Origin of the sequence: Actinoallomurus sp. CA-150999 (genome assembly GCF_050942425.1) — a bacterium.
Taxonomy (GTDB): domain Bacteria; phylum Actinomycetota; class Actinomycetes; order Streptosporangiales; family Streptosporangiaceae; genus Actinoallomurus.
This window is the reverse complement of the sequence record NZ_CP192063.1, coordinates 10,863,010-10,888,362: the sequence shown is the minus strand read 5'-3', so window position 1 is coordinate 10,888,362 and position 25,353 is coordinate 10,863,010. Positions and strand designations below refer to the sequence as shown.

Genomic DNA, 25,353 nt, shown 5'->3' with positions numbered 1-25,353 from the left:
GCGGTCGTTCCGCCGGAGGAGCGTCCTCTGGCGGAACGGCCGCCCAGGTCAGCCGGCGACGGTGCAGGTGGTGGTCGCCTTCTTGGCCGGGTCGCTCTCGGAGGTCGCGGTCAGCCGGACCTGACCGGCGTGGGACCCGCCGGCGGCGCGCTTGGCGTACACCTGCACCGCCGTACCCTGTCCCGCCTTCGCCGTGGCGAGGGCGTTGGGGAGCCAGGCCGTCCAGCCCTTGCCCACCGTGGTCGCGGACAGGCGGTAGACGTCGGAGTCGCCGTACGGGGCGGTTCCGGCCGTTCCGGTGTTGCGCAGTGGCAGCGTGCAGCGGGCCCATCCGCGCTGCGGGGCGGAGACGCCGGCGCCCGGCGACAGGCGTACGCCCCGGCGCTGCGTCCCGCTGCCGTCCAGCGACCGGATCGCGACCGTGTACGCCAGGATGCCGGTCTTGTCGCGCTTGATGTCGAGCACGTAGAAGTGCAGCCGGTTGGCCTGGTCGACGTACTCGTACTCGCTGCCCGAGTCGGTGCCCGCGTGGAACAGGGCGTCCGACAGCTGCCGGTAGTCGCCGATCGTCATCTTCTGCGGGGTGCCGTTCGGCAGGACGAAGTCGACTTTGTCGATGTCCTGCGGGTGGGCGTCGATGGTCCAGATGAACGGGGCGTCGTCGCGGTTCTTGGTCTTGGCGAGCAGCACGCCGCTGTCCGGGGTGAACGAGTCGAAGCCCATGCGGTCGACGACCTCGACGGTGTAGTTGTCGTAGCCGCCGCCGTCGCAGAGCGGGTCTTTCGCGGCGTCGCAGGCCGGGTCGTGGTCGCCGCCGTTCATCGTCAGGTTGATCCCGGAGAGTTCGCCGGACGCGGGCTGCGCCTCGCGCGCCTTCACCTTCGCCACGACGACGCCCGACCCGGTGATGCCGCCGCGGGACAGGTTCAGGACGTTCGACGGGTCGACGATGCCGAGCTTCATCTTGTTGCGCAGCATGTGCTGGGCGCCCATCGAGCTGCCGGCCGTACCGGGGACCAGCCAGCGGCTGTGCGGGCCGCCCGGACCGTTGAACGTCCCCCGGCTCAGCATCTCCCACGGCCCGGAGTAGTCGCGGCGCGCCGGGACCGAGTACGGGTTGTTGTAGTTGTCGCCGATCCCCAGGATGTGGCTGAACTCGTGGGCGTAGGTGCTCATGCCGGAGCTCTCGGCCTGGATGGAGCTTCCGTCGGCGGCGTTCGGCCAGATGTTGGCGGAGGCCTGCCAGGACGTCCAGTCGACGTAGCGGGTCTTGTTCCAGTTCGGCAGCGCGGGGTCCGGCGGCCCCCAGTCGTCGGTGACGTCCTCGCGGGTGTTGAACTTCATCTGCCCGAACTCCTGCCAGGTCGACGACTCGTCCTGCCCGGCGCTGAGGAAGAACACGAAGTCGTACTGCGACGCGACCTGCTCGCCGACGTCCGCGATCCACGCCGCCCGCGCGTCCTTGCGGAAGTCGCGACCACAGGTGTCGCCCGCCGGGCAGCCCTGGCCGCCCTGCATGCTCGACTCGACGCCGTACTCATGACTCTTGGCGGGCATCCGGTACGGCCCGAACGCCTTCAGGTCGATGCCGTACCGCCCGCCGGAGTCCTCCATCCAGTACTCATGGATGGTGTGGCCGCGGTTGAGCGTCCCGGGCTTGTTGAGGAAGTCCTGGTAGAACTGCGGCACCTGGTCCCGCGGCACGTCACTGACCGACGTGGGGTTGCCGTAGATGGTGGAGTTCTTCGGCTGGGAGACGACGAACGACTGGTTCGGGTAGTCGACCAGGACGAGCGCGCCCTTGAAGTTCTTGATCGAGCCCGTGCGAGCCGGGTCGTTCCAGTGGGTGTTCGGGATCGCCTTGTAGTCGTCCCAGGTCATCGTGTCCGGCAGCTCGTAGTTCTGCGGATCGATCGGCCGGGGTGTGTTCTGGGCGTACGTCCGCAGCGGCTGCGCCCGCTGCCAGGGCTGGGTCTGCGGCCAGTGCCGCATCTGCCAGGGATTCGGAGTCGGCTTCGGCGGTTTCGCGACCGCGGCGGTGGCGGGCGTGCCGGACAGCAGCAGCACCGCCGTCGAGAGCAGCGCGCACGCGGCGAACACTCTCCGGGGCCGCTTCGTACGCACGCCGGCGAACCGGGCGGGATCACCCATGACATCTCCTCTTTCGGGGAGGGGGCCACGTCACCGTCCGCTCCCGGGGATCTGGGTGTCAGGAGCGACCGGAAAGTTGATCATCTCCCGCGGTCCCGGTCCGCGCCAGGGACAAAGCGGGCAGTGGCGAGGTCCGGCCATCTCCGTCCGCTGGGGAGATCACGGCGCACGACCCGGTCGTGGTCGCCTTAGAGATCCGCCGCGTCCGCGCGGTCGGGGACGGGCCAGACGTACGGCAGGTCGTCCGGGACGCCCGGGAAGTACCGGTCGTAGTGGGCGGGGTCCTTGCGGAGAAGCGCGGACTGGTGGCTGCGGTGGAACTCGGGGTCGCCCAGCCACGGCGGCAGGGCGCCGGCCTCGGCCAGCCCGGCCTGATCCCGCGGGGTGGCGATCCGCTTCGCCGTCCGCAGCTCGGCGCCCAGGCTCGCGGCGCAGGTGTCCCGGCGCCCGACGCTGCACCACTGACGGCAGATCTCCAGCCCGTACCGCGTCAACGCCTCCTCGTACCCCGCCCACATCCGGACCGCCGGGTGATGCCGCCAGCCGTACCCGGGGACCGTCAGCCCGCGCAGCACCTGCAGCGCCTCGACCCGCTGCTTGCCCAGCCGCCGCAGATCGAGGACCCGCGCCGTGGCGGCGAAGTCGGCGTAGGGCAGGAAGGTCTGCATCGCGCTCCCGGAGCGTGCTCTCGGCCGGAGCGGGAAACCGGCCGTCCCGGTTTCCTACCCGCGAGAGCCGGCGGCCGCTCATCGGCCGCCGGCAAGGAACGGTGGGACGCGATCAGTTCAGGCGGTCGACCTGATTCTTCAGCGTCTGGATGTCGTGGTCGAAGTAGGCGCTGTACGACCGGCCGCCGGGCGGTCCACCTTTCTGGTAGCCGCCGATCACACCGATGACGTCACCGCGCTTGGTGGTCCCGTCGTAGTGCGTGAGCCAGGGACTGCCGCTCGTGCCGTTCCCGAAGCCGCTTCCCCGCAGATTCCCGCTGTCGTGATAGGTGCAGTCGAAGTACATCTGGAACGCCGAGTACTTGTGCGTGTGCGTGTAGCAGTAGACGGGGCTGTCGTTGTAGGCCTCCGTCTTCACCGGATGGCCGGCGATCATGACCGGGACGCCGCTGTGCGCCTGGTTGATGAGCAGCCGGTTGGCGCCGACGACGTTCTCGATCCACCGCCCTCGCGAGTTGGCCGGGTTGCTGGAACCCCCCTTGTTGGTGGAGACGAACCCGAAGTCGAGGTCGGGGTCCTCCTTCGACTTCCAGCGGCTGTCCACGACGATGTGGCGGAAGGTGAAGATGCCGTACGGCCGCGCCCCGTTGTGGTATTTGGGGACGAACGCGAGGAGCCGCGCCTGCCCGGTGCTCTTGTGGTAGAGGCAGTGCGCCGCCGTGATGAGCACGTTCCGCTTGGCGCTGTGAACCACGCTCGCCGTGCACGTGTGATCGCCGCTGCCCGTGTGCTGGAAGATGGCGCCGATCACCGGGCTGCCTTCCCAAGAACAGGTGACGTTCCAGTCGTCGCACTTGGCCTGGGCCGACACGGCCGGGGCCTGGGCCGTTCCGCTGGGCCGGCCCGCGTCGAGCGGGGTGGCCGCGGCCATGCGCGCCGGGGTCCAGTACGCCGCCGCGGCGGCGGCCTCCTTCGCGGGTACGTCGAGGACCACGGCATGCCCGCCACCGGCCTTCGTCTTGGCCTCTGCCTGTCCTCCGATGGTCAGGAGCGGCATCGCGACCAGCGCACTCCAAATGATGATTCTTTTCACGAAATGATTCCCCGCTCGCTCGAAATGATCAGCGAACAGATCCTTTGATAAAGGAGGGAATCGCACCAGAGACCTACGGATCAATACGAGACGGGCACGATTGGGCCCGCAGACCCACCGTGGTCCCGCCGATGTCTCACGCCACGGGGATCATCGATTTCCAGGCCGGTCGATGATTTCCGAATCAGGGCAGCGGTTCGCCCGGGGCCAGGCGAGAAGCCGGTCCACATGGTGCCGGGTAAGGCCGTTCCGAGGATCGACGGGGCTCAGCAGGATGCCGCGGTACGGCCATGCCTGGCGCTTGATCCGTGCCGGGATGACGTCGTCGATCCAGGCGAACGGGCGTCCGTCGGCGTGCCGGAGGACGGGCGCCCACTTGGCCATCTCGAAGAGTTCGAGGATGGGAAATCTCGGATCGTCCCGCCGTCTTCGGTATGCCGAGAACTCGACGACGGGCAGCTCGGGAAGACCGAGCAGCGGGCCGACGTACTCGTTGGCGAGGTGTTCCCACGTGCTCGCCCAGACCAGCTCGTAGCGGTCGGCGAGCTCTCTCAGCCAGGCCCCGTGCTCCTCGGAGAGGCGCACGGTGAGCGCGCCGATCGTGTGCGCGGTGAAGCCGTCGCCGTTCGCTGGGTCCGTGGGGTTCAGCACCCCGTCGATGTCCACGTACAACAGCGGCCTGGTCGCCGGTCGGCTGCCAGGCCGCGGCGCCCCGCCGATGCCCCAGGCCACCCGATCATGGTCCACGACGAGCCCGGCCGGCGTAACCCAGGGGCCGTGCATGGCCGACCCTTCTCCGGGCGTCGCGGCTCAGTGTGCCGCCCGGCACCGACAAGAGGGCCGCGTGGTCAGCCGGCGAGCAGTTTCCGGTAGACGGTGGCCGACTTGACGTAGTCCTCGTCGCCGTAGGCGCCCTTCTCGGTCCACTGCCAGATCGTGTACGAGCTCCACGCCGACGGGACCGGGACCTTGCGGGCGGTGGCCTTGTGGTCGTTGACCCACAGCCGGTCCGTGGCGGAGAACGCCTTCGCGTTGCCGGTGCAGTCGATCCACCAGTCCTTGAAGGTGTTGATGACCGCCCGGCGGCCCGTACGGGCGTGGTACTCCTTCAGGAAGGCGCTGATCCAGGCGACCATCTTCGCGTGGCTCAGGCCGTAGCACTTGTCCTTGCCGTAGGGGTTCTTCTCGATGTCGAGGACCCCGGGCAGGGTGTGCCCATCGGCCTTGCCTCCGCCGCCGTGCGCGAGGAAGTAGTCGGCCTGGCGCTTGCCGCTCGCGGTGTTCGGGGTGGCGAAGTGGTACGCGCCGTGGGCCAGTCCGGCATTGCGGGCGCCGGCGTACTGCGCCGCGAAGGTGGAGCTGACGTATCGCACGCCCTCGGTCGCCTTGACGTAGGCGAACCGGCTGCCCCGTGCCTTGACGGTCGACCAGTTGATCTTCTTCTGGTAGGCGCTGACGTCGACGCCGGGGATGAGGCCCTTCGGCCGGGAGTCCGGGCGTACGGTGCTGTCCTGGGGCTGGACCGCCGGACCGGCGGCGCTCTGGCTCGCGTCGGCCGCCCGGGGCGACGTCGAGGAGCAGCCGGTCAGCGTGGTGCAGGCCAGGCTCGTGGCCGCGGCGACGGTCAGGGAGACGAGAGCGGTCTTCCGCACGGATGAGGCTCCTCGGACAGTGATCTTGATCCGGGGGACCGTATCGCCCGTTTCACGGCAGAACATGATCTTTGCCGAAGTTTGACCTTGCCCACGCGCGACGGACCTGCACGAGAAATGCGAAAAGGGGCCCTCGGGTCGAGGGCCCCTTCCCGGTACCGCGTGTTACTTGATGACCTCGTGCTGGGCCGAGGCCGAGTGCAGGGCCTTGGCGGTGGCGGTCGGCGGGGTCGGGTCACCGAGCTGCGAGACGTGCACGGTGTCCTGCTTCGGCAGCGTGCCGTTCAGGAAGTAGGCGTCGAAGTAGGAGTCGACGCCGCCCGGACGCAGGTCGCCGCGGTGCACGATGCAGTGCGTACGGTCGCCGTCCTGCACGACCAGGTGCGAGCCCCTGAGGGTCTTGTGCAGCTCCAGCGCGCCCGCGTACGGAGTGGCCGCGTCGGCGGTGGCCTGGAACATCAGGATGTTCTTCGGCAGGTCCTTGGTGTGGCCGACCTTGACCGGCGTGCCCGGCTTGGCGTTCCAGTACAGGCACGGCGCGTTGAACCAGACGTTGCCCCAGGTCTCGAACGGCGCGGTGCGGTTGACGCGCACGGCGTCGCGCTGCCACTTGTTCCAGTTCAGCGGCCACTGGGTGTCGGTGCACTGGACGGCGTTGTACACGGCGAACTCGTTGTCGTCGCTGCCGCCTGTGGTCTGGACGCCGAAGGTGCCGACGAACGACTTGAGGTCGTTGTTCTTGAAGGCGGCGAGCGCGGCGGCGTAGCTGTTCCACACGGCCTGGCTGCGCCGGTAGCCGGCGGTCTGGATGCCGTCGACGAGCTCGTCGGGGCCGACCGCGGAGACCGCGCCGCTGGAGTCCTTGAAGGTCACGGCCTTCTTGGCCAGCGCGGCCTCGAGCCCGTAGAAGAACTTGTGGACCTTCGCCTGGGTGTTCCCCAGGTGGTACACGTTGTCGTACTTGGCGATCCAGCCGAAGTAGTACTCGATGTTCTTGTCGAACGCGTAGTCCTGGTCGAGCTGAGCGTCGTACCAGACGCCCTTGGGGTTGACGTTGCCGTCGAGGACCATGCGGCCGACGCGCTTCGGGAAGACCGTCGCGTACACCTGACCGAGGTAGGTGCCGTACGAGGCGCCGTAGTAGTCGAGCTTCTTGTGCCCGAGCGCCTTACGGATCGTGTCCATGTCACGAACCGAGTCGATGGTCTTGATGTGGTCGAGCAGGTCCAGCTTGGAACCCTTGCCGAACTTCTGGAAGCACGCCTGCGCGTAGGCCTTCGACTTCTTCAGCCAGGCCGCGTCGTCCGCCTTGCCGCCGGTGCCGTACTCCGGCCGCGGGGCGTTGCTGTAGTTCTCGTCGCAGGTGAGCTTCGGCGTGCTGAACCCGATGCCGCGCGGGTCGAAGCCGATGACGTTGTACGCCTTCTGCATCGCCGCGGAGTTCTGGGCGTACACGCGCGGGCCGAACAGCGCGCCTTCGCCGCCCGGGCCGCCCGGGTTGACCAGGATGTCGCCCTTGGCGGCGCCCGAGCCCTGGTGGGGCGTACGGGTCACCTCAATGGTGATCTTCTGGCCGTTCGGGTGGGCGTAGTCCAGCGGCACCTGAAGCTCGGCGCACTGGATGATCTTGGAGACCTGGACCGGGCCCAGGCCGTCGTACGCCTTGGCTCCGGCGACGATGTCCGCCGAGCAGGCGTGCCAGCTGAGGCTCGCCGGGCGGAAGGCGTCGGAGGTGTCCGTGGCCGCGGACGCGCTTGTGGCGCCGGCAAGGCCCAGTCCGGTCATGCCGAGACCGGCCGTCGCGGCAACGACGACAAGCTTCTTCACGAGACCCCTTTCAGGCCGGACCCCGACAGGCCCGGCAGTGGTGAACAAGGGGAGATTGTCGTTCCGGACAATCCACAACATAAGGCCCGATGTAAGAAGTTTGCCAAAATGTGACGCATAACGGCAGATGTACACAGAGTACGTGATCGGCGGCTCAAAGGAGCGGCGGACGTGGCCGGCCGGCCCGCGATCCGCGCAGGGGCAGGGGGATCGCGCCCGTGCCGGGACCTCGCAGGGCGGACGTTGTGGCGTGGGTCACTTCCCGGCCGGCCGGCGTCGTGGCCGGTGCGGCGTCCTCGTCATCGCGGGGGATGGGTGGGCGGCGTCGACGTGGGGATCGCGGTTCGGATTTCGTGCGCGCGCTCGCCGGGAAATCGGTTCAACTCGCTCGAAGGTCTTCCTCCCCGAATTACGAGGAGGAAGACCGTGAAGTGCGATATACCGGGCAGCGGAATGGTGTCCGGCTCCTGGTGTTCACCAGGTGATCAGTGGGAGTCGCTCGGTGGCGATGAACAGCCACGTGACCACGACCACCAGGGTGACCAGGCGGAAGGTGTGGCCCCACGTACGCAGCGCGAGCCGCACCGTCCTCCCTACTTCCTGGGCGGTGGTTGACTTCATGGGTCCCCCCTAAAAGTAGAAAAGACGCCCATTCGGGCGTCCCATGACCAGCCGGAAAATGGTAGGTGGCGGTGGTGTTTTGGGATATTTCCGCTAGTGCCTCCTGGTGACAGATCTTGTCTTTGTACTGTCGGTGATCTTGCCGGAGGGTGTCAAGCCGCGCACGGTAAAGAATCGGCCTGTTCGGACGGCCGTACAGGGATGCCCTTTTCGGGATAGATGCTGAAACGGGGAATGGTGCATTTTCCCGAAGGTCGGGCCGTGCCGGGCTCGGAGGCCTTAGATCAGATCCCAGGGCACCGACTCGTACGCCTCGGTGAGCGTCGTGACGAGTCCGGGGTCGACCGGGAGGGTCAGGTCGTCGACCCGGTCGACCGGCGCGACTCCGCCGGAATTACCGACGAACGCCATGTCGAACGAGGCCAGGTCCGCCACCCGGACCGTGCGCCGCCGCGAGGGGAGGCCGCGCTCGGCCAGCGTCCGCTCCAGCAGCTGCATCGTGATCCCCTCCAGCAGAGGGGCGTCCGGCCAGACGATCGACGCGCCGTCGAAGAACCCGATGTTGGCGATCGCCGTCTCGGAGATGACGCCGTCGGGTGCGGTCAGCAGCGCGTCATCGAAGCCCGCGTGCTCGGCCGCCACCCCGAAGTGCATCTGCCCGAACGACCCGACGTGCTTGATGTGCGCGACCGGCCGCTGATAGCCCACCGTCCGCAGGCTCAACGGGCCGGCGGGCATCCCGCCAGGCCGGCGGACGATCACCAGGATCGAGACGTCGTTCGCGTCCCACGGCTGGAACACCACGAGCCGGATGGCCGCGTCCTCGATGTCGTCGCCGAGCGCGTGGCGGATGCGCTCGCGGACCAGCTCCCCGTCCAGGCCTTTGCCGAACAGCTCGCGGTTGGCCGCGTCCAGCCGCGCGAGGTGGAGCTCCAGGCCTCGGGTGCGCCGGCCGCGGACCTGCATGACGGTGAGGTGGCCGTAGTTCACCAGCGCGAGGTGGCGCAGTCCGTCCGCGGTCGCCGGGCCGCCGTCGATCTCGAGACGGAGGGGAACCGGAGGCGTCACGATCACAACATAGCGAGCCTCGCCGTCCTGTTGGAACCTTCCACACGGCCCAGGAGTCGTACCGGGCCTACCCCCGCGGCAACACGAACAGGACGATCATGACGTTCCCGGTCTACGACCTTGTCGGTGAGACCCTGCTGCGCGCCCTCGCGGAGCGCGGCCTCCAGGCGACCCTGCCCGAGCGCACGACCCTCGAGATCGTCCTGCCGGACGACCGCTGTTTCACGCAGGACATCACCGAGTGGCGCCGGGACGCCGACCGCGACGGCCCGGCCGCGGTGGCCAAGCTCGCCGCGGAGTTCGCCGACCAGGCCGCGACGGTGCTCGGCCGGTACGCCGCTCAGCCACCCGCCGGGGGGATGCCGCCGGCCGAGAATCTCCGGCTGCGGATCTACACCGACGACGCCCTCGGCGACATGCGGGACGGCGTGGTGACCCGCCCGCTCGCGCCCGGCCTGCTGGAGACGGTGGTCGTCGACCACCCCGACATGATGGTGGTCCTGAGCCGCGCCGACCTCGATGACGCGGACGAGAACCAGGTCTTCGCCGCGGCCCTGTCCAACTCCATCGGCACCGAAGCCCACTACGCGCAGACCGACGACGTGCAGGGCGTTCCCGTGACGCACATCGGCGGCACGCACCGGTACGTCGGCGCGCACGTCCACGTGCTCCGGCGCCACGTCGACCAGGCCCCGTACGGAGCGCTGGTCTCCTTCCCCGTCCCCGAGTACGTGGTCATGCACGTGATCGGGGACGTGCACCTCTTCAGCGCGATGGAGATCATGCAGGCTCTCTCGCGCCACCAGTTCGAGGCGGGCGAGAAGGCGATCAGCCCGCAGGTCTACTGGTGGCGGCCCGGCCCGTACGAGCAGTTGTCCGAAGAGGAGGCACTGGCCGGCGGCGGGGTCCCCGACCTGCGGCCGGTGGCCCTCGAGTTCGACCACGAGGAGAAGAGCGTCACCGCCCTGACCACCGCCACCGGCGAACTCGTCGAACTGTGGATGCGCGACCAGGCCTGAGGGCGGGTTGAACGACGCGGCGTCGCGCGACGCTGAGAGAATCGCGTCCGATGTATCGACTCGTGTTCTCGCTGATCCTGCGCCGCCTTCCGGCGGAGCGTGTCCACCGGATGAGCTTCGCGGCGCTGCGCCTGCTCGGCGCGGTTCCCGGAGCGCTGCCGCTACTGCGCCGCGCCCTCGGTCCTCGCGACCCGGCGCTGCGGGTCCGCGCGCTCGGCCTGGAGTTCCCCGGGCCACTCGGGCTCGCCGCCGGGTTCGACAAGGAGGCCGAGGCGTACGAGGCGCTGGGTGCGTTCGGCTTCGGGTTCGTCGAGATCGGTACGGTCACGGCCCGCCCGCAGCCCGGCAACCCGAAGCCGCGGCTGTTCCGCCTCGTACGCGACCGGGCGATCGTCAACCGGATGGGCTTCAACAACCACGGCGCGCGGGCGGCCGCCGCCCGCCTCCGCCGCCACCGGAACGTCATCGTCGGGGTCAACATCGGCAAGACCAAGGTGGTCCCGGAGGCCGAGGCCGTCGCGGACTACGTCGAGAGCGCCGAGGCGCTCGCGGCGCTCGCCGACTACCTCGTCGTCAACGTCAGCTCCCCGAACACCCCCGGCCTGCGCAACCTCCAGGCCGTGGAGCACCTACGGCCGCTGCTCACCGCCGTACGGGAGGCCGCCGACCAGGTGTCCGGCCGCAGGGTGCCGCTCCTCGTGAAGATCGCTCCGGATCTCGCCGACGCCGACGTCGACGCGGTCGCCGACCTGGCGCTCGAACTGGAACTCGACGGCATCATCGCGACCAACACCACGATCTCCCGCGACGGCCTGGCCACCGACCCGTCCGAGGTCGAGGCGGCGGGCGCGGGCGGCCTGTCCGGGGCACCGCTCAAGCGGCGCTCGCTGGAGGTGCTCGAACGGCTCCGGGACCGGGCGGGCGACCGCCTCGTGCTGATCTCCGTCGGCGGGATCGAGACCGCCGACGACGCCTGGGAGCGGCTCCGCGCCGGGGCCACGCTCGTCCAGGCGTACACGGGTCTGATCTATGGCGGCCCGCTGTGGCCCCGCGCGATCAACCGCGGCCTCGCCCGTCGCCTCCGCGCGGAACGTGACTGACCGGCTCGGCTCCGGCGGTTGACCGAACCTCACGGTGAGCGGAAGGTGGCGATACGGCTCACCGCTCAGTAGTCGACCGCCGCACGCGCGTTGTTCAGGTCATCGGTCGCGACCACGACCTTCACCCCGCCAAAGGTGGTGTAGACGAGATCCACGTTAACGTTCGCGTTGGCGAGGCGCCTGGCCAGATCCCCGAGCGCACCGGGCCGGTCCTCGATGTCGACCACGACGACCTCGCGCTCGTCGGCGACCCCCATGGCGGCGGCTTCGAGAGCCTCGCGGCACCTGGTCGCGGCGTCGTCGTCGACGAGCACGTGAACGACGCCCTTGCCTTCACCCGTGAACGCGGCGAGACCTCGAATGTTCACTCCGGCCTCGCCGGTGACCTCTCCCAGCCGGGCCAGCTCACCCGGCCGGTCTTCGAGGATGACCGTCAGATCCCAGGGCATGGCATCTGACACCTTCCCTGCCGAAGACCGAACAATCCCCCATCCTGGAATGCGTCGAGGACGACATCGTCATCGACCTCCCGGCGGCCCTCCCGCGGCCTCGCCGCCCGCCTCCACGCATCCGAGAATCCACCGCCGTGCGGGACCACATGAGGCCCGGGAATCGTCGAGTGCGGGAGCGCCGCCTTCCGCGCAGGCTGCCGTACGGAGTCCAGCGCCTGGATGACGGTGGGCACCGGCACCATGCCGTCGTCGAGTTCAAGCACGATCAGTTCCTCCGCGCCGAAACGCAGCGAAACTATCTCCTCGTCCGCGTGCCGGACGACACCCGCAGCGGGGCTTGCTTCGGCACGTGCACGCATGTGGTGACGAGCATGCCGTCGACGTCTTGCGGCAGTTGCTGTGGCTGCGAGACAGCAGGCAGGGCAGGCCGTCCAGGACGAGATCGCCGATGCGGCCGGTGGTCGGGCAGTGACAGCCGACCACGGTTCCGTCGACGTCGACGTCGATGATGAATCGGTTGGGTCGGCGAACGATGATCGGCCGTAGGCGGCTCCGGGGTCGGACCGGCGACCGCCTCGTGCTGATCTCCGTCAACGGGATCGAGATCGCCGACGACGCCTGGGAGCGGCTCCGCGCCGGGGCCACGCTCGTCCAGGCGTACACGGGTCTGATCTACGGCGGGCCGCTGTGGCCCCGCGCGATCAACCGCGGCTTCGCCCGCCAGCTGCGTGCCGCGGAGGCAACTGATCGCTGATCCGAGGCCGGCGGCCTTCCGCCGAGGATCTTCGGCGATCACCGCGAGTTTACGGAGCGTACGGTCCCACGGATCCTCTAGGTTCCGGCCGCGCCCGCCGGTGTTCGCGACGGTCGTGCGGCGACCGGATAAACATCACGCCTACCGCCGCCGCGGACCTGGCAGGGAACATATGAACCGCTGTACGGCGGTAGCACCGCTCAGTAGTCGACCGCCGTACCCACGTTGTTCACGTCATCGGTCGGAATCACGACCCTCACCTCGGGTGTAGACGAGATCCACAGTCAGCTTCTTGGCCGTGAGCGGCCGGGCTTGCGGCTCGGGCGTTCACGCCTTGTCGCGCTCCCCGTCGCGGCTGGCCGTCGTGCCGGGGGCGCATCTCCCCTCCTCCTGGAGTCAGGATCAGGGACGGGCATGCTGACGAATGCCCACGCCACACACGCCCGTTTCCGGATGTTCATGGCGGCGATGACGTCGGCGGGGCCAGCGAACCCGCACCGACGACAACAAAAAGTATCGCGATCGGGCCGGTTGGCCCGCATGGTGTGCCCACACCAGGGCACCGGACAGCGCTGGGAGGTGTAGGCCGGGTCCACTTCCACGAACGGCACCCCGGCCCGCAGCGCCTTGTACTGGAGGAACTCACCGAGCTGGTGGAACGGCCAAGAGGAGAGCGTGGCCCGCTGGTGCCGCCTGAGCCGTACCCGATCGCGTATCCCACTCAGTTCCTCAAGTGCGATACCGCGTTCGGTGCGTCGGGCATCGGCCACGATGCTCTTACTGATCTTATGATTCTCGTCTGTGGCGTGCCGCGCCTCCCGCGCTGACCGGCGGGCCAGACGACGCGCGGCCGACCGGCTGCCCGCGGCTTTCTTGGCCTGCAGTTCAGCGCGCAGCCGGGCTTGGCGCCGGCGATAGCGCTGTAGGCCCTTGCCTTGGTAGTTGTCGCCGTCGGAAGTGGTGGCCAGGTTCACGATCCCCCGATCCACCCCGATCCAATCGGCCGGCTCGAACTGCGGGGCTTCTTCGACCTCACAGGTCGCGATCAGGAACCACATCCCGTCGCGGCACGCCAGGTCGGTTTCGCCTTTGCGGTGGGCCGCCAGGAACTTCAGTTGCCCGGGCTCGCCGGTGAAGGCGATGTTCCGGATCCGGCCTTGGGCGGTCCAGATTGAGATGGTCCGGGCGTCGATCTGCCAGGAGAGGCATCGGTCATCGAACGGCTGCGCGGCGTCGGCCCGGAACGTGATGGGCTTGGATTCTGCCTTGCGGCGCCTACGTGAGTGCTCGTCCCCCAGCAGGCCGGCCTGGATTTGGGCGTGCAGCGTGGTGTAGGCGTCGGCGACCTTACGGATCACATGCAGAGCGGGCTGTGCCGACAGCCCTCGCGCCTTCAACTCCGTGTAGACGAGCTTTTGCAGCTTCTGTCGGGCGAACACGCTCTCCTCGAAGGCGACCGCCGACACCTCATCGGCCGCGGCGTTGCAGAGCGGCAGGGTCGCCGCGAGCGCCGCCGCCTGCTCAGGCGTCGGCAGCAGTTTCATCTGCACCACCAGCTTCACGGTCAGTGACCCTATAAGTACGTACCGACATCGGTGTGCAACTCCACGAAATCAACCGCGAAACCGACCACGCCCACCTGCTCGCGCACTACCCCACCCAAAGATCGCCCTGTCCCGCCCGGTCAACAGCCTCAAAGGCGTCTCCACCTGGACATCGCGCCCACCTGACGAAATATCTGCGGGGCGGCCACTTGCGGTCCCGTCCTAGTTCGTCGCCTCCTGCGGCGGCGCACATCTGACTCGCTGCCGAACACATCGAGAATCAGAAACGGCCCGACTGACCGGCCAATCGCTCAAGCAGCGCTAACGCGCCGCGCGCAACAGAAGCGATTCTCCCGATCCTGAAGGGCCGGAGGAATCGCTAGAAGCCGGTTGAACCGCCGGGATCGCTGTTCAGCTCTAGACAGAGGACGGTGGCTGGCTGAGCCGCCTTCCGCCGAGGATTCTCGGGGTTCTGCCCGCGAGAATCCTCGGCGGTCGGGCTCAGCGCGGGCGACGGTGCCAGAACGGCCTGCGGTCCTTTCCGCCTTCCTCTCCGTGCCGGCCCTCCGCGTAGGAGGCGAGCTCGCGGAGCGTGCGGTCCCACAGCTCCTCCAGGTCCCGGCCGCGGGGGCCCGCCGGGTCGTCGCAGGACCGCAACGCGGCGACGAGATCGGTGAGCGCGCCCGGGACGAGCACCTCGAGGCGGCTGCCCAGGTCGGCGAGGATCTGGCGGCGTTCGAGCTCCGAGGTCGGCCGGGCCGCGCGCAGCCGCCGCAGCTCCTCGGCGACCTGAGCGCGGGCGTCCACGGCGGACGCCGTCGTGTTCTCCCGCATGGGCATGCGCGCTCGGGCCGGGGCGAAGCCCCGCGTGGGCCCGCTGGGCGCCGCGCCGGGGACGGGGCCGCCCGGCGGTGGCGGCGCGGCGGCCGGCATCGGCGCTCCGCCGTACACACCTGGCGCGGCCAGTGCTCCGTAACCGCCTGGGGCGGCCGGTGCTCCAGGGGCGGCCGGTGCGGCTCCGTAGCCGCCCGGCGCGGGCGGGGCGCTGCGCGAGCTCGCCGCGAAGGGGGCGGCCACGGGTGCCGCCGCCTCCCAGCCGGACGGCTGTTCGACGGGCTGGATCACCTTGTGCGCCGGCGCGCCGTCGGCCGCGACGCGGGTGTCGACGGCGACGAACGCGGTGAACCGGCACAACACGCCGTACCGCAGGGACGTGTCGACGATCCGCTCGATCGCCCGCTCCGGGTCGCCGTCGCCCGCGAGATGGCGGTCCTCCAGCTCCCGCAGGTGGGCGCGGGCCCAGATGGCGGCGGCCGCCGCGTCGTCGGTCGTCACCGGCTCCAGGCGCTGCTCCCAGGGCGAACCGTCGGCGGCGACACCGCTCAGCGTGACGGGCCCAGGCGCGGTGCACCGGCCGCGGACGACCAGGGGCACGCCGGGGAACAGGTCCCCGGGCCGCCCCGGCGCGAGCGTGCCAGGGACCGCCGAGGGCATGTCCAGGGACACGCCGGTCACCGCGGGCGAGGCGATGCGCCGGTGGACGTGGTCCATGACCTCGTCCAGCCGGTCCTCCGACTCGACCAGCTCGCACCGGCCGGCGCCCACGGCGGCCAGGCGGCCCAGGAAGCCGGCGTTGACCGCCCGGTCGATGCCGATCGTGTGCACGCGGAGACCGTTCAGGGACAGCCGTCCGAGGATCTGATCCTCGTTGCCGACCTGGCCGTCGGTGACCAGGACGATGATCCGGTCGCGGTCGGCGTCACCGGTGACCGGGTTGCCGTCGGCGTCACCGGTGATTCGGTCGCGGTCGGCGTGAGCGGGGAATTCGGTGTGAGCGGGGATGCGGTCGCGGCCGGCGTCGTCGAGGGCCCGGTCGCGGTCGGCGTCGCCGGACAGCAGCGCCACCGCCTCTTCCAGCGGTCGCAGGATCTCCGTGCCGCCGCGTGCGTCGAGCCGGGCCAGGTGCTCGACGGCGCGGTATCGGTTGCGGTCCGTCGCGGCGGAGAGACCGCCGGGGAGTGCCCGCTCGATCTCGTGGTCGAAGGACAGCACGGCGAACCGGTCGCCGCCGTCCTCCCCACTGCGCAGAGTGTCGACGATGCGGGCGGCGGCGCGGCGCGCCGCCACCATCTTCCAGCCCATCATGCTGCCGGAGCGGTCGAGGAGGATGACGACGTCGCGGGGGCGCGGCGCGACCGGACCGGGCGGCGGCAGCACGGTCACCGTGAACGTCTCACCCGACACCGCGCACGAGGCTCCCGCGTCGTACCGCAGCCGCAGGATGAAGTCCCGGTCGAGCCGCTCGCCCGGCTCCACCCGGAAGGTGCGGCCGTCCGTCGTCACGGTGTGCAGGCTCGACCGTACGCCGTCGAGGGACAGCCCGGCCGGGTCGACGTCGACCGCCAGGGTGAGCCGCACCGGGTTCGGGAAGCCGGGCAGCAGCACGGGCGGGCTGATGCGGGACGCGTCGGGCACGGCGTCGGTGTCGGGTCCCGTGCCCGCGCCGACGGACGGGCCGTCCAGGGGCGTGCCGGGGATGTAGCGCGGCGCGACGACGAGAGGGAACCGCAGCGTCGCCTCACCGTCCTCGTACGGCAGCGGCTGGCTCAAGGTGAGGCGTACGGTCACGCGTTCGCCGGGCAGGATGTTGCCGACGCTCATCGTGAACACGTCGGGCCGGTCCTCCTCGGCCAGCGCCGCCCGCTGCCCGGCCGCCAGCGCGGCCTCGTAGTCCTCGCGGGCCTGCCCGCGCTCCTTCAGCACGCCCTCGACGACGCGGTCGGCGGCCTCCATGCGCATCCCGGTGACGGCGGCGCGGTCGGGCAGCGGGAAGACGTACGTCGCCTCCAACGGGACGTCGAACGGGTTCTGGAACCCCTGCGTCATCGTGATGCGGGCGGACAGACCGGTGACCGCCGCCTGGACGTCGACGGAGTCGAGGGGCAGGTTGCCGCGCTCAGTGCGCAGCGCGCCCAGCCCGGCCTCCGGCACGGGTGCCACCTCGACAGGCAGCGTTTCGATCTTCATAGGAGGCCCCTTTCGGAGAGGAGGTCGAGCAGGGGAGCCGCGGCGGCGACGATCGCCGTGGCGTCGTCGGGGGATGGGGACGAGTCGAGGAGCAGCGTCACGCCGGGCGCCAGCCGGACACCCCGAACCAGGGCACCGGCCCCTGACGTGTCGGCCGCATCCGGTGCAGTGGCGACGGTGCTCCCGGGGTCACCGGTTCCGGTAGCGCTGACCGCGTGGTCGGCCGCCGACGCGCCGGCGGCATCGGCGGCACCCGCAGCGGCGACGGCATGCCCAGCATCACCGGCTCCGATTGCGCCGTAGGCACCCGCAGCAGCGGCGGTACGGCCGGCGTCGGGCGCACTGATCGCGCCGAATGCATCGTCGGCGCTGTTCGCCGCGACATCACGGGCACCGGCGGTGCCGGGCATGCCGTCGGCGCCAGTACCGGTATGGGCGGCAGCGGCGCCGCCGGCATCGAGGGCACGGATCGCACCCTGCTCATCGGCAGCGCCGATGGACTCGGCCACATCCTGAGCGCCGGCGGCATCGGCGGTCCCGCGTCCATCGGGCGCGGCGTCAGCGCGGGGCGCGCGCGGAGCGGGCTCGCCTTCTGGCGGCGCCGTCCCTCGCCCCGCCGGGGACGCCGGGCGCTCGGCCCAGAACCGGCGGGCGACGCGCTCCGGCGCAGGCCCGCCGCCGAGGCTGTCCGGCGGCCGGTTTCCACCGGTGACCTGTTCCAACCCGGCTGCGTCGGCGGCAGACTCCGGCGCAGGCTCTCCGGCGAGGCTCTCCGGTCGGCTTCCACCGGTGACCCCCGCCGAACCGGCTGCGTCGGCGGGGGATTCCGGTGCGGTTTCACCAGGGGCCGGCACGTCGGGTGCCGACGGCCGTTCGCCGGGTGGCGGGGAGTCTCTGGTGGGGAGCGGGGTCGGAGCGGCGGCCGTCTCGGCCGGGCCCTCCGCCGTGACGTCGACGGTGTCGAGCCGGGCGATCCGTCGGAGTGTGGCGTCGGTGGCACCGGTGAGCTCGGCCTGGATGTCGGCGAGGGCGCGGCCCTCGGCCTGGCGGCGCTTGATGGCCACGAGTTGCAGCAGGTGGCGCGGACCGTACACGGCGATCCGGCCGCGTCGGCTCAGCGGCGGATCGACCAGGCCGATCGTCACGTACCACCGGATTGTGCGCTCGCCCGGCAGGTCCCGGACGCGGCCGCTCGGCGGTGCCGAACGCCCGTCGGACAGGACAGAGGCGGCCTTGGCCGTGAGCTCGGCGAGCGTCCATGGTCCGTCCATGCCTCAACGATGACACTGTAACTATTACAGTGTCAATGTTCGTGCGGGTCGACACTTCGTCAAGCCGCCTGAACAGGCCGTTCAAGTGCCTTGATCGGCCGCGATCTCGACAGCACTCTTTCCGATGAGGAGGAGTGCCGTGTCCGGACGTGCGTCCATGGCCGGCGCGTCGGCGCAGGCCAGGTACCGGTCCCTGCGGGCGGAACAGCGACAGGAGCGGGCCGTCGCGCGGCTCGTGATCTCCGGTGTCGTTGGGTCCATGGCCGCCGGGCTGTTCGGCTGGCTGCCCGGGCTGGCGGTCGGCGTGGCGCTGCTGTTCGGGCAGACCTTCTACTGCCGCGTCCGGCCCGGCAGGGTGCGGAACTGGCGGCGCGGCGCCGCGGCGGAGCGACGGACGGGGCGGCGTCTGTCCCGGCTCGACCCGGCGTACTTCCACGTCCTGCACGACCGGGCGCTCCCCGGCGGCCTCCGGGGCAACCTCGATCATCTGGTCGTCGGCCACACGGGCGTGTACGCGATCTCCTCCCGGCGATGGCCGCCACTCACCCGCCTGCGGCGGGACGACGGCCGGCTGTGGGCCGGGCGCCGCCCCCTGGCCCGCCTGCCGGTCCGGGCCCGCCGGGTCGCGGACGCGCTCGCGGACCGCATCGCCGCCGAGACGGGCCAGGACGTCGAGGTGTCCCCGATGATCGCCGTGCACGGCGGCCGGCTGTCGCGCGGCGGGATCCTGTTCGACGGCGTGCTGCTGCACCGGGCCGAGCGCGTGAACCGGCTCATCGAACGGCAACCGGTGCTCTACACCACCGCCGAGGTCGCGGCGATCGCCGCCGCGGCGGAACGCGCCCTGCCTCCGATGATCGACATATAACGAAAAACCAGCACGCTTCGTGACGGATTAGTACGCTCAGCGCGACAGTTGAAGATTTTTCGCAGCCGGGGTGATCGTATGGAAGGTCGCATCGTGGTCTTCGGCGCGACCGGCTACACCGGCATGCGGACCGCGCGCGCCCTGGCCGACCAAGGCGCCCGACCGGTCCTCGCCGGGCGGAACGCCGAGGCCCTCGCCGCGCTGGCCGACGAACTGGGCGGGCTGGAGACGGCGTACGCGGACGCCGCCGAGCCGCGGACCGTCCGCGCCCTCGTCGAGCGGGACGACGTGCTCGTGACCACGGTCGGCCCCTTCGCCCGGTACGGGCACGCGGCCCTCGAGGCGGCTGTCGACGCGGGAGCGCACTACCTGGACACGGCGGGGGAGTCGCTGTTCGTCCGGGAGGTCTTCGAGGGGTACGGCGTGAAGGCCAGCTCCGCGCTGCTCCCCTCCTTCGGCTACGACTACGTGCCCGGCAACCTGGCCGGGGCCCTCGCCCTCGACCGCGTGGGTGAGGACGCCGCACGGGTCGACGTGGGCTACTTCGTCGGCGGCGGCTCCCTCGTACGCGGGCTGTCCGGCGGAACCCTCGACTCGACCCCCGGCCTGCTTGCCACCCGGATGTACACCTTCCAGGACGGCGTCGTGGACGAACGGCGGTCGCGGGTGCGGAACTTCGAGATGGCCGGCCGGTCGCGAATGGGCGTGTCCATCGGGGCGTCGGAGCACTTCACGCTGCCGGCGTCCCACCCCGGGCTGCGCGAGGTCAACGTTTACCTCGGCTGGTTCGGCGCGGCGACGCACGTGGCCGCCCGGCTGCCGCGCGGCCGCGCCACGGCGGCCGTGATCCGGGTGTGCGGCGGCGGCCTGGCGCGTCTGGCCCGCCGTCGGGCCGGCAAGGGCACGCTGACGTCGCGGATCGTCGCGGCCGCCTACGACGCGGACGGCTCTCTGCTGACCGAGGTCCACATGTCCGGCGGTGATCCGTACGATTTCACGGCCGGAATCCTCGCCTGGGGCGCGCGTCAGGCCGCGTGTGGAATGACGGAAACAGGTGCTCTTGGGCCGGTTGCGGCTTTTGGCCTGCCTGAGCTGGAGGCGGGCTGCGCCACGGCCGGAATAGCGCGCGTGACCGGCTGAGGCCTCGAGGGCTCGTGCGGACGACCTGCGCGAAGATGGTGTTCGAGCCGCCTTCCCGGCCAACGGCGGTAAACGCCGACAAAGGGCCATTTTCCGCCTATCGAAGCCCCTAATGGAGATCATTTATCTGTGGGTCGCTAATTATCTACGCACGGCTCGCGGGAAATAGTTGAATGCGAAGCGGAAAAGGCTTTACCTTCGCGCCATGGAAGACCGCCTACTGGTCGGTGGCCTGCGGTCGGGCGACCCCGGCGCGATCGGCGCGGCGTACGACGCCTACGCCGACCGCCTCTACGACTACTGCTGGTTCCAGCTGCGCAACCGCGAGGCGGCACGGCTCGCGCTCCGCGACGCGCTGCTCGGCGCGCAGGCGCACATCGGCGAGCTGCGATCACCCGAGCGGTTCGGGCCCTGGCTGTACGCACTGGCGCGGATCGAATGCCGTCGCAGACGGCCTCCGGGCGCGCTCCACCCCGACATCGCCATCGCCCGCCACGACCAGGACGACGTCGACCTGCGCGTGATCGCGTGGCAGGCCCTCACCGCCCTGCCGGCGCTCAGCCAGGAGCTCCTCGACCTCCGGCACCGCCACACCCTCGAACCAGGCGACATCGCCGGTGTCGTCGGGCTCCCGGCCCGGGAGGTCACCGATCTTCTCGGCCAGGCGAGCGCCCTGCTGGAGGCGGCCGTCATCGCGGAGATCCTCGCCCACGAGGACCCCTTCGAGTGCGACGGCCGGGCCGCGATCCTGCGCCACCGGCGCGGTGAGCTCGGCGACGACCTGCGCGAGGCCCTGGTCTGCCACGGGATGGAGTGCGACGTCTGCGCCGCCCACCTCCCACGCACGATCTCGACCGCGAAGGTCTGCGCCCTGCTGCCGCACGCCACGCCGCCCGACGCGCTGCGCCAGGAGGTCACCGGCTGCCTCACCGACCCGCGGCTGGCCGGCTACCGGCTGTTCGCCGCGGCCCGGCTGCGCGCGTTCGGAGCCCGCGGCTTCCCCGTGCAGTGGGGGGCCGGGAGCCTGCGCGGGTCCGCCCGTGATCCGCGCTGGCCGCGCGGGCTGATCGCGGTGACGGGCGCGGTGTTCACCACCGTCGCCGCCGTGACGGTGAGCCAGTGGCTCGGGCAGGACACCCACCACACCCACGCGGTCGGCGGCGGAGTGCCCGCGCCCCGCGCCCGCGTGCCCAGCCCCGGCCCCGTCGAGCCGCCGGCGGTCGGGCGGCCGGTGTCGGCGACGTTCCCGCTCGGCCCCCGGGTAACGGCCGGGCCGGCAAGCCCGCTGGACGGCGGCCGGCCGAAGGCTCTCGTGCCGGCTCCGGGTGACGGGCGGCTCGACGTAGCGCCCGGCCGGCTCACCCTCGGGCCCGGCGGCAGCGGCACCATCACCCTCCGCGCGGTCGGCGGCCCGGTCCGGTGGCAGGCCGCGGTGACGGGCGCGGCCAGGGTCAGCCCCACCGGCGGAACGCTCGCCCCCGGCGAGACGGCCATCGTCTCCGTTCAGGCCCCCGCCGACGGCCCCGGCGACGCGCTGATCGTCATCTGGCCGTCGGGGGCACGCGTGGCGGTCGCCTGGAGCGGCCTCCCGTCCCGCCCCCCGGAGTCCTCCCCACCGCCCACGACCACGCCGCCGACGTCCCCGCCGCCGTCCACTCCGGCACCGCCACCCACCACACAGCCGCCACCCACCACCCAGCCACCGCCGTCCGAAGAGCCGCCGGCGCCCTCCTCCGGTACCAGGCCGACATCCCACTCCGCCCCGCCCGTGCAACGCCCGGTCCCCGAGCGACGCCCGATCCCTGAGCAGTCTCCGGGCCCCGAGCAGCGTCCGGTTTCCGGGCAAGCTTCGTCCCCTGAGCGACGCCCGGTCTCTGAGCGACGCCCGGTCCCTGAGCAGTCTCCGGGCCCCGAGCAGCGTCCGGTTTCTGAGCAACGCTCGGCCCCTGAGCAACGTCCGGCCCCCGAGCAGCGTCGAGCTTCCGGGCAAGCTTCGGTCCCCGAGCAACGTCCGGCTCCAGAGCGACGCCCAGTCCCCGAGCGCCAATCCGAGCCGGCGCCACATCCGGGTCCTCCCACGGAAGTGGCACCACACGATCGAAGCGCCGACCAACCGCGAGCCGAGACCACGTGAACGCGCCCCAGCCACCGGCAGCCCCCGCCGTCCGGCGTGGAGAGGACGTCAAGTCGGCCTACACCGTCCGGGTCGGCGACGTACGCGGCGATCTCATCGCCCCACACGCGGTCTCGCCCCACCTCGTCGACGTCGTGGAGCGGATCCAGCGGGCCCCGTGGCCGCAGTGGCTGGAGCCCGGCGTCCGGATGCGCCGCGAGGTGGCCGAGCTCTGCCGGCTGCAGGCCGCGCGCGGTCTGACGGTGCTGGCCTGGCTCGCGGAGGGCGATGCCCCGGCCGACATCGACTGGCTGTTGCAGACCCACCGGCTGACCGGTCGCCGGCAGGAGCGGATGTACGACGCCGCCGAGCGGCTCGCCGACCCTGTGCGTGAGCTCGTCGTCGCGAACTGGACCTGGGCGATGTCCAACCCGCACGGCGGCCGGGTGACCGCGCCGTTCTTCGCCAGCCGCGCCTACCCCGACGACGGGTACGCCGCGGCGCACGCCACCATGACCTTGCTCCAACTGTGGGACCGCGTGCCCGAGGTACGCCAGGCGCTCGCCGTGGCATGGGCCGCGACGCGCACCCCCGCGGACTGGTGCAAGGCGGCGGAGCTGCGGGCCGGCCACGGCGCCGAGGTCCCGATCTTCACCTATCCCCGGGGCCCGGTACCCCCGAAGTCGGCGGTACGGCCGTGGATCAGTCGCCTCCTGAGGTGCGTCTGACCTCCCCGGCGACCGGCGCGCTCGCGTGAGGGGTGGAGTCCGCCAGGTCGGCGGTCCTCCGAGCTGCGGCCGGTCTTCCCGACGGTGGGCGGGCTCCCGGGGGAGGGCTGAGAGTTGTGGGGGTCGGTGCGCTCGGTGGGTTTCTGAGTTGCAGCCGGTGCTCTCGGCGGTCGGCGGGCTGCCAAGGCAGGGCCGAGATCGGCGGAGGAGGGGACGGTCGGCGGGCTGCCCAGATGTGGTCGAACTGCTCGGTGATCGGTGCGCTCACGGGGCCGGGGCGGCGTGCTCCTGAGGTTTGGTTGGCTGTGGCTGGTGTTTCTCTTGTGACGCCTGGGGCTACCTGAGTGACAGATCACTCGTGAGTCACTCGCGATGGCCGGTCCGAGGGGGCACTTTGTCAGTTGCGATCCGGCGTGGGCGTCGGCTCGGCGCCATGGGGTTCACGACGCTCGCGATCGCCGGCCTGTCGGCCGGTCCGGTCGCCGCCCGGCCGTACAGCGGTCTGCGGTCCGGCATGGCCGGTGCGCGGCTCGCCGCGGGCACCGGGTCCGGTCCGAGCGCCGGCGACGTCGCGCGAAGCCGCGAACGGGTCCGGGAGGAGGCCACACGTGTGGGGCGGATCGGCGCCGCACTCGCCGAGGCCGACGGTCGGCTCGACGACCTCGCCGCCCAGGCGGAACTGGCCGTCGAACGCTACAACGGCGAGCGCGCCAGGCTCGCCGAGGCCGGCGCGGCGTACGAGGCGGCGGCGCAGCGGACCGCGGATGCGCGCCGCCGGTTCGCCGAGGTCCGGGGCGACGTGGCGGCCCTGGCGGCGAGCGCCTATCAGAGTGGCGGCGGCCTGCTGTCCGGTGCCGCCGTGCTGGGTGGGCCGGGAGGACCTGCCGGATTCCTGGAGCGGGCGACGACGCTGCAGGTGCTCGCCGGTCGCCGGCGAGCCCTGCTGCAGCGGGAGTCCGCCGCCAAGACCGTCGCGGACGTCTTCGAACGTCAGGCGCGGGACGCCCTCGCGGCCCGGCAGGGGGCGACCCAGGGTGCCGCCGAGGCCCAGCAGGCGGTGGCCACGGCGGTGGCGCGGCAGCAGGAGGCCGTGAAGCGGATCCAGCAGCAGAAGGCCGCGCTCGTCGCCGAGCTCAACGCGGCCCGTACGCATGCCGCGGCCCTCGAAAAGGCCCGCGCCACCGCGCTGGAACGGGCCCGCCTCCAGCGGACCGTCTCCACCCACCAGGTGGTCCCGACCGGCGCCCGGCTCGGCGCCGGCGCCAAGACGCTCGCCCGCGGCCTCGCGCGGGGCTCCGACCTCGGCTCCGTCGCCGCGTCCGCCGCGTTGAAGTGGATCGGAACCCCGTACTCGTGGGGCGGCGGCAACGAGGGCGGGCCGACCCGGGGCATCGCGCAGGGGGCGGGGACTGTGGGCTTCGACTGTTCCGGTTTGGTGACGTACGCCTGGGCGCGGGCGGGGGTCCGGCTCATCCACTATGCGACCGCGCAGTACAACGCCGGACCGCACCCATCGAGGAACGAACTGCGCCCGGGCGACCTGGTCTTCTTCGCGCATGACCCCGCCGACCCGGGCTCGATCCACCACGTCGGGATCTACATCGGCAACGGCCAGATGGTGGAGGCGCCGTTCACCGGGGCACGGGTGCGGATCTCCCCGGCGTTCCGTCCGGACTACGCCGGAGCCACCCGCCCCGCTGCCGCTCAGTGACCGTGCTGGGTCGCCCGCTTGAGCGAACGTTCGATCTCGGCCTCGGCCTCCGTACGGCCGGTCCAGCTCGCGCCCTCGACGGATTTGCCGGGCTCGAGGTCCTTGTAGACCTCGAAGAAGTGCTGAATCTCCAGGCGGTCGAATTCGGGCACGTGGTGGATGTCGCGCAGGTGTTCCGAGCGCGGGTCCGTGGCGGGCACGCACAGCACCTTGTCGTCGCCGCCGGCCTCGTCGGTCATCCGGAACATCCCGACTGCCCGGCACCGGATCAGGCAGCCGGGAAACGTCGGCTCCTGGAGCAGGACCAAAGCGTCGAGCGGGTCGCCGTCCTCGCCCAGCGTGTTGTCGATGAACCCGTAATCAGCGGGATACTGGGTGGAGGTGAACAACATGCGGTCAAGCCGGATTCGTCCGGTTTCGTGGTCCATCTCGTACTTGTTGCGCTGACCCTTAGGAATCTCGATAGTTACGTCGAATTCCACAATGTCCTCCGCTCCCCGGGGCGGGCCGAGGTAGTTCTGGTTGGATGTTGGCTCGTACAAGCAT

The 25,353-nt window shown here is 71.0% G+C and carries 22 protein-coding genes and 1 pseudogene; 8 read left to right on the top strand and 15 right to left on the bottom strand.

Going from position 1 to position 25,353, the window contains the following annotated elements:
• Positions 1-48: 48 nt before the first annotated feature.
• The 8 genes from ACQP2O_RS50375 to ACQP2O_RS50340 all read right to left on the bottom strand — a co-directional run bounded on the left by ACQP2O_RS50375 (position 49) and on the right by ACQP2O_RS50340 (position 9,080).
• Complete coding sequence (locus tag ACQP2O_RS50375) at positions 49-2,151, bottom strand: M6 family metalloprotease domain-containing protein (RefSeq protein WP_433177111.1); 2,103 nt, start codon at positions 2,149-2,151, stop codon at positions 49-51.
• Between the two features lie 188 nt (positions 2,152-2,339).
• A complete protein-coding gene (locus ACQP2O_RS50370; protein ID WP_433177109.1) occupies positions 2,340-2,819 on the bottom strand; it encodes an MSMEG_6728 family protein in 480 nt (159 codons plus the stop codon).
• A gap of 112 nt (positions 2,820-2,931) precedes the next feature.
• Positions 2,932-3,912, bottom strand: a complete 981-nt coding sequence (locus tag ACQP2O_RS50365) for a trypsin-like serine peptidase (RefSeq protein ID WP_433177107.1) — start codon at positions 3,910-3,912, stop codon at positions 2,932-2,934.
• Positions 3,913-4,062: 150 nt separating this feature from the next.
• Entirely contained in the window at positions 4,063-4,695 is a 633-nt protein-coding gene (locus ACQP2O_RS50360) for an HAD domain-containing protein (protein ID WP_433177105.1), read from the bottom strand.
• 65 nt (positions 4,696-4,760) lie between these two features.
• Positions 4,761-5,564, bottom strand: a complete 804-nt coding sequence (locus ACQP2O_RS50355) for a GH25 family lysozyme (protein WP_433177103.1) — start codon at positions 5,562-5,564, stop codon at positions 4,761-4,763.
• A 165-nt stretch (positions 5,565-5,729) separates the two neighbouring features.
• Entirely contained in the window at positions 5,730-7,391 is a 1,662-nt protein-coding gene (locus ACQP2O_RS50350; RefSeq protein WP_433177101.1) for an alpha/beta hydrolase, read from the bottom strand.
• 474 nt (positions 7,392-7,865) lie between these two features.
• A complete protein-coding gene (locus ACQP2O_RS50345) occupies positions 7,866-8,012 on the bottom strand; it encodes a hypothetical protein (RefSeq protein ID WP_345428885.1) in 147 nt (48 codons plus the stop codon).
• Between the two features lie 279 nt (positions 8,013-8,291).
• Positions 8,292-9,080, bottom strand: coding sequence for an aminotransferase class IV (locus ACQP2O_RS50340; protein WP_433177099.1), 789 nt, complete (start codon positions 9,078-9,080; stop codon positions 8,292-8,294).
• Between the two features lie 98 nt (positions 9,081-9,178).
• On the opposite strand from ACQP2O_RS50340, the gene ACQP2O_RS50335 reads away from it, so the two are divergent.
• Together ACQP2O_RS50335 and ACQP2O_RS50330 are read left to right on the top strand one after the other, a co-directional pair.
• Positions 9,179-10,099 carry a hypothetical protein gene (locus ACQP2O_RS50335; protein ID WP_433177097.1) on the top strand — a complete coding sequence of 307 codons (921 nt, stop codon included), beginning with the start codon at positions 9,179-9,181 and terminating at the stop codon, positions 10,097-10,099.
• Positions 10,100-10,149: 50 nt separating this feature from the next.
• The gene (locus tag ACQP2O_RS50330; RefSeq protein WP_433177095.1) at positions 10,150-11,199 is read left to right on the top strand and encodes a quinone-dependent dihydroorotate dehydrogenase; all 1,050 of its coding nucleotides are present in this window, start codon (positions 10,150-10,152) and stop codon (positions 11,197-11,199) included.
• Between the two features lie 65 nt (positions 11,200-11,264).
• On the opposite strand, the gene ACQP2O_RS50325 is transcribed toward ACQP2O_RS50330, so the two are convergent.
• The 3 genes from ACQP2O_RS50325 to ACQP2O_RS50315 are packed head-to-tail and all read right to left on the bottom strand — an operon-like array spanning position 11,265 to position 12,134.
• On the bottom strand, positions 11,265-11,648 hold the full coding sequence (locus ACQP2O_RS50325; RefSeq protein ID WP_433177093.1) for a hypothetical protein: 384 nt from the start codon (positions 11,646-11,648) through the stop codon (positions 11,265-11,267).
• The gene (locus tag ACQP2O_RS50320; RefSeq protein ID WP_433191564.1) at positions 11,633-12,010 is read right to left on the bottom strand and encodes a hypothetical protein; all 378 of its coding nucleotides are present in this window, start codon (positions 12,008-12,010) and stop codon (positions 11,633-11,635) included. The genes ACQP2O_RS50325 and ACQP2O_RS50320 overlap by 16 nt, the downstream gene beginning before the upstream one ends.
• Complete coding sequence (locus ACQP2O_RS50315; protein ID WP_433177091.1) at positions 11,907-12,134, bottom strand: hypothetical protein; 228 nt, start codon at positions 12,132-12,134, stop codon at positions 11,907-11,909. Before ACQP2O_RS50315 ends, ACQP2O_RS50320 begins: the two co-directional genes overlap by 104 nt.
• A 34-nt stretch (positions 12,135-12,168) precedes the next feature.
• On the opposite strand from ACQP2O_RS50315, the pseudogene ACQP2O_RS50310 reads away from it, so the two are divergent.
• Positions 12,169-12,405: pseudogene (locus ACQP2O_RS50310) on the top strand (quinone-dependent dihydroorotate dehydrogenase); the annotation flags it as partial.
• Positions 12,406-12,689: 284 nt separating this feature from the next.
• Here ACQP2O_RS50310 and ACQP2O_RS50305 read toward each other — a convergent pair.
• The 3 genes from ACQP2O_RS50305 to ACQP2O_RS50295 form a co-directional block, all read right to left on the bottom strand.
• Entirely contained in the window at positions 12,690-13,967 is a 1,278-nt protein-coding gene (locus ACQP2O_RS50305) for an RNA-guided endonuclease InsQ/TnpB family protein (protein ID WP_433177089.1), read from the bottom strand.
• A gap of 483 nt (positions 13,968-14,450) precedes the next feature.
• Complete coding sequence (locus tag ACQP2O_RS50300; protein ID WP_433177087.1) at positions 14,451-16,976, bottom strand: VIT domain-containing protein; 2,526 nt, start codon at positions 16,974-16,976, stop codon at positions 14,451-14,453.
• Positions 16,973-18,247 carry a MerR family transcriptional regulator gene (locus ACQP2O_RS50295; RefSeq protein ID WP_433177085.1) on the bottom strand — a complete coding sequence of 425 codons (1,275 nt, stop codon included), beginning with the start codon at positions 18,245-18,247 and terminating at the stop codon, positions 16,973-16,975. Before ACQP2O_RS50295 ends, ACQP2O_RS50300 begins: the two co-directional genes overlap by 4 nt.
• A 139-nt stretch (positions 18,248-18,386) precedes the next feature.
• Here ACQP2O_RS50295 and ACQP2O_RS50290 point away from each other — a divergent pair, with 139 nt between their 5' ends.
• The 5 genes from ACQP2O_RS50290 (at position 18,387) to ACQP2O_RS50270 (ending at position 24,807) form a co-directional block, all read left to right on the top strand.
• Positions 18,387-19,115, top strand: coding sequence for a nuclease-related domain-containing protein (locus tag ACQP2O_RS50290; protein ID WP_433177083.1), 729 nt, complete (start codon positions 18,387-18,389; stop codon positions 19,113-19,115).
• A gap of 78 nt (positions 19,116-19,193) precedes the next feature.
• Complete coding sequence (locus ACQP2O_RS50285) at positions 19,194-20,255, top strand: saccharopine dehydrogenase NADP-binding domain-containing protein (protein WP_433177081.1); 1,062 nt, start codon at positions 19,194-19,196, stop codon at positions 20,253-20,255.
• 205 nt (positions 20,256-20,460) lie between these two features.
• Positions 20,461-22,389, top strand: coding sequence for a hypothetical protein (locus ACQP2O_RS50280; RefSeq protein ID WP_433177079.1), 1,929 nt, complete (start codon positions 20,461-20,463; stop codon positions 22,387-22,389).
• On the top strand, positions 22,386-23,096 hold the full coding sequence (locus tag ACQP2O_RS50275) for a hypothetical protein (protein WP_433177077.1): 711 nt from the start codon (positions 22,386-22,388) through the stop codon (positions 23,094-23,096). The genes ACQP2O_RS50280 and ACQP2O_RS50275 overlap by 4 nt, the downstream gene beginning before the upstream one ends.
• Positions 23,097-23,529: 433 nt before the next feature.
• On the top strand, positions 23,530-24,807 hold the full coding sequence (locus ACQP2O_RS50270) for an NlpC/P60 family protein (protein ID WP_433177075.1): 1,278 nt from the start codon (positions 23,530-23,532) through the stop codon (positions 24,805-24,807).
• Here ACQP2O_RS50270 and ACQP2O_RS50265 read toward each other — a convergent pair.
• Positions 24,801-25,289, bottom strand: a complete 489-nt coding sequence (locus ACQP2O_RS50265) for an inorganic diphosphatase (protein WP_433177073.1) — start codon at positions 25,287-25,289, stop codon at positions 24,801-24,803. The genes ACQP2O_RS50270 and ACQP2O_RS50265 overlap by 7 nt on opposite strands.
• Positions 25,290-25,353 lie beyond the last annotated feature (64 nt).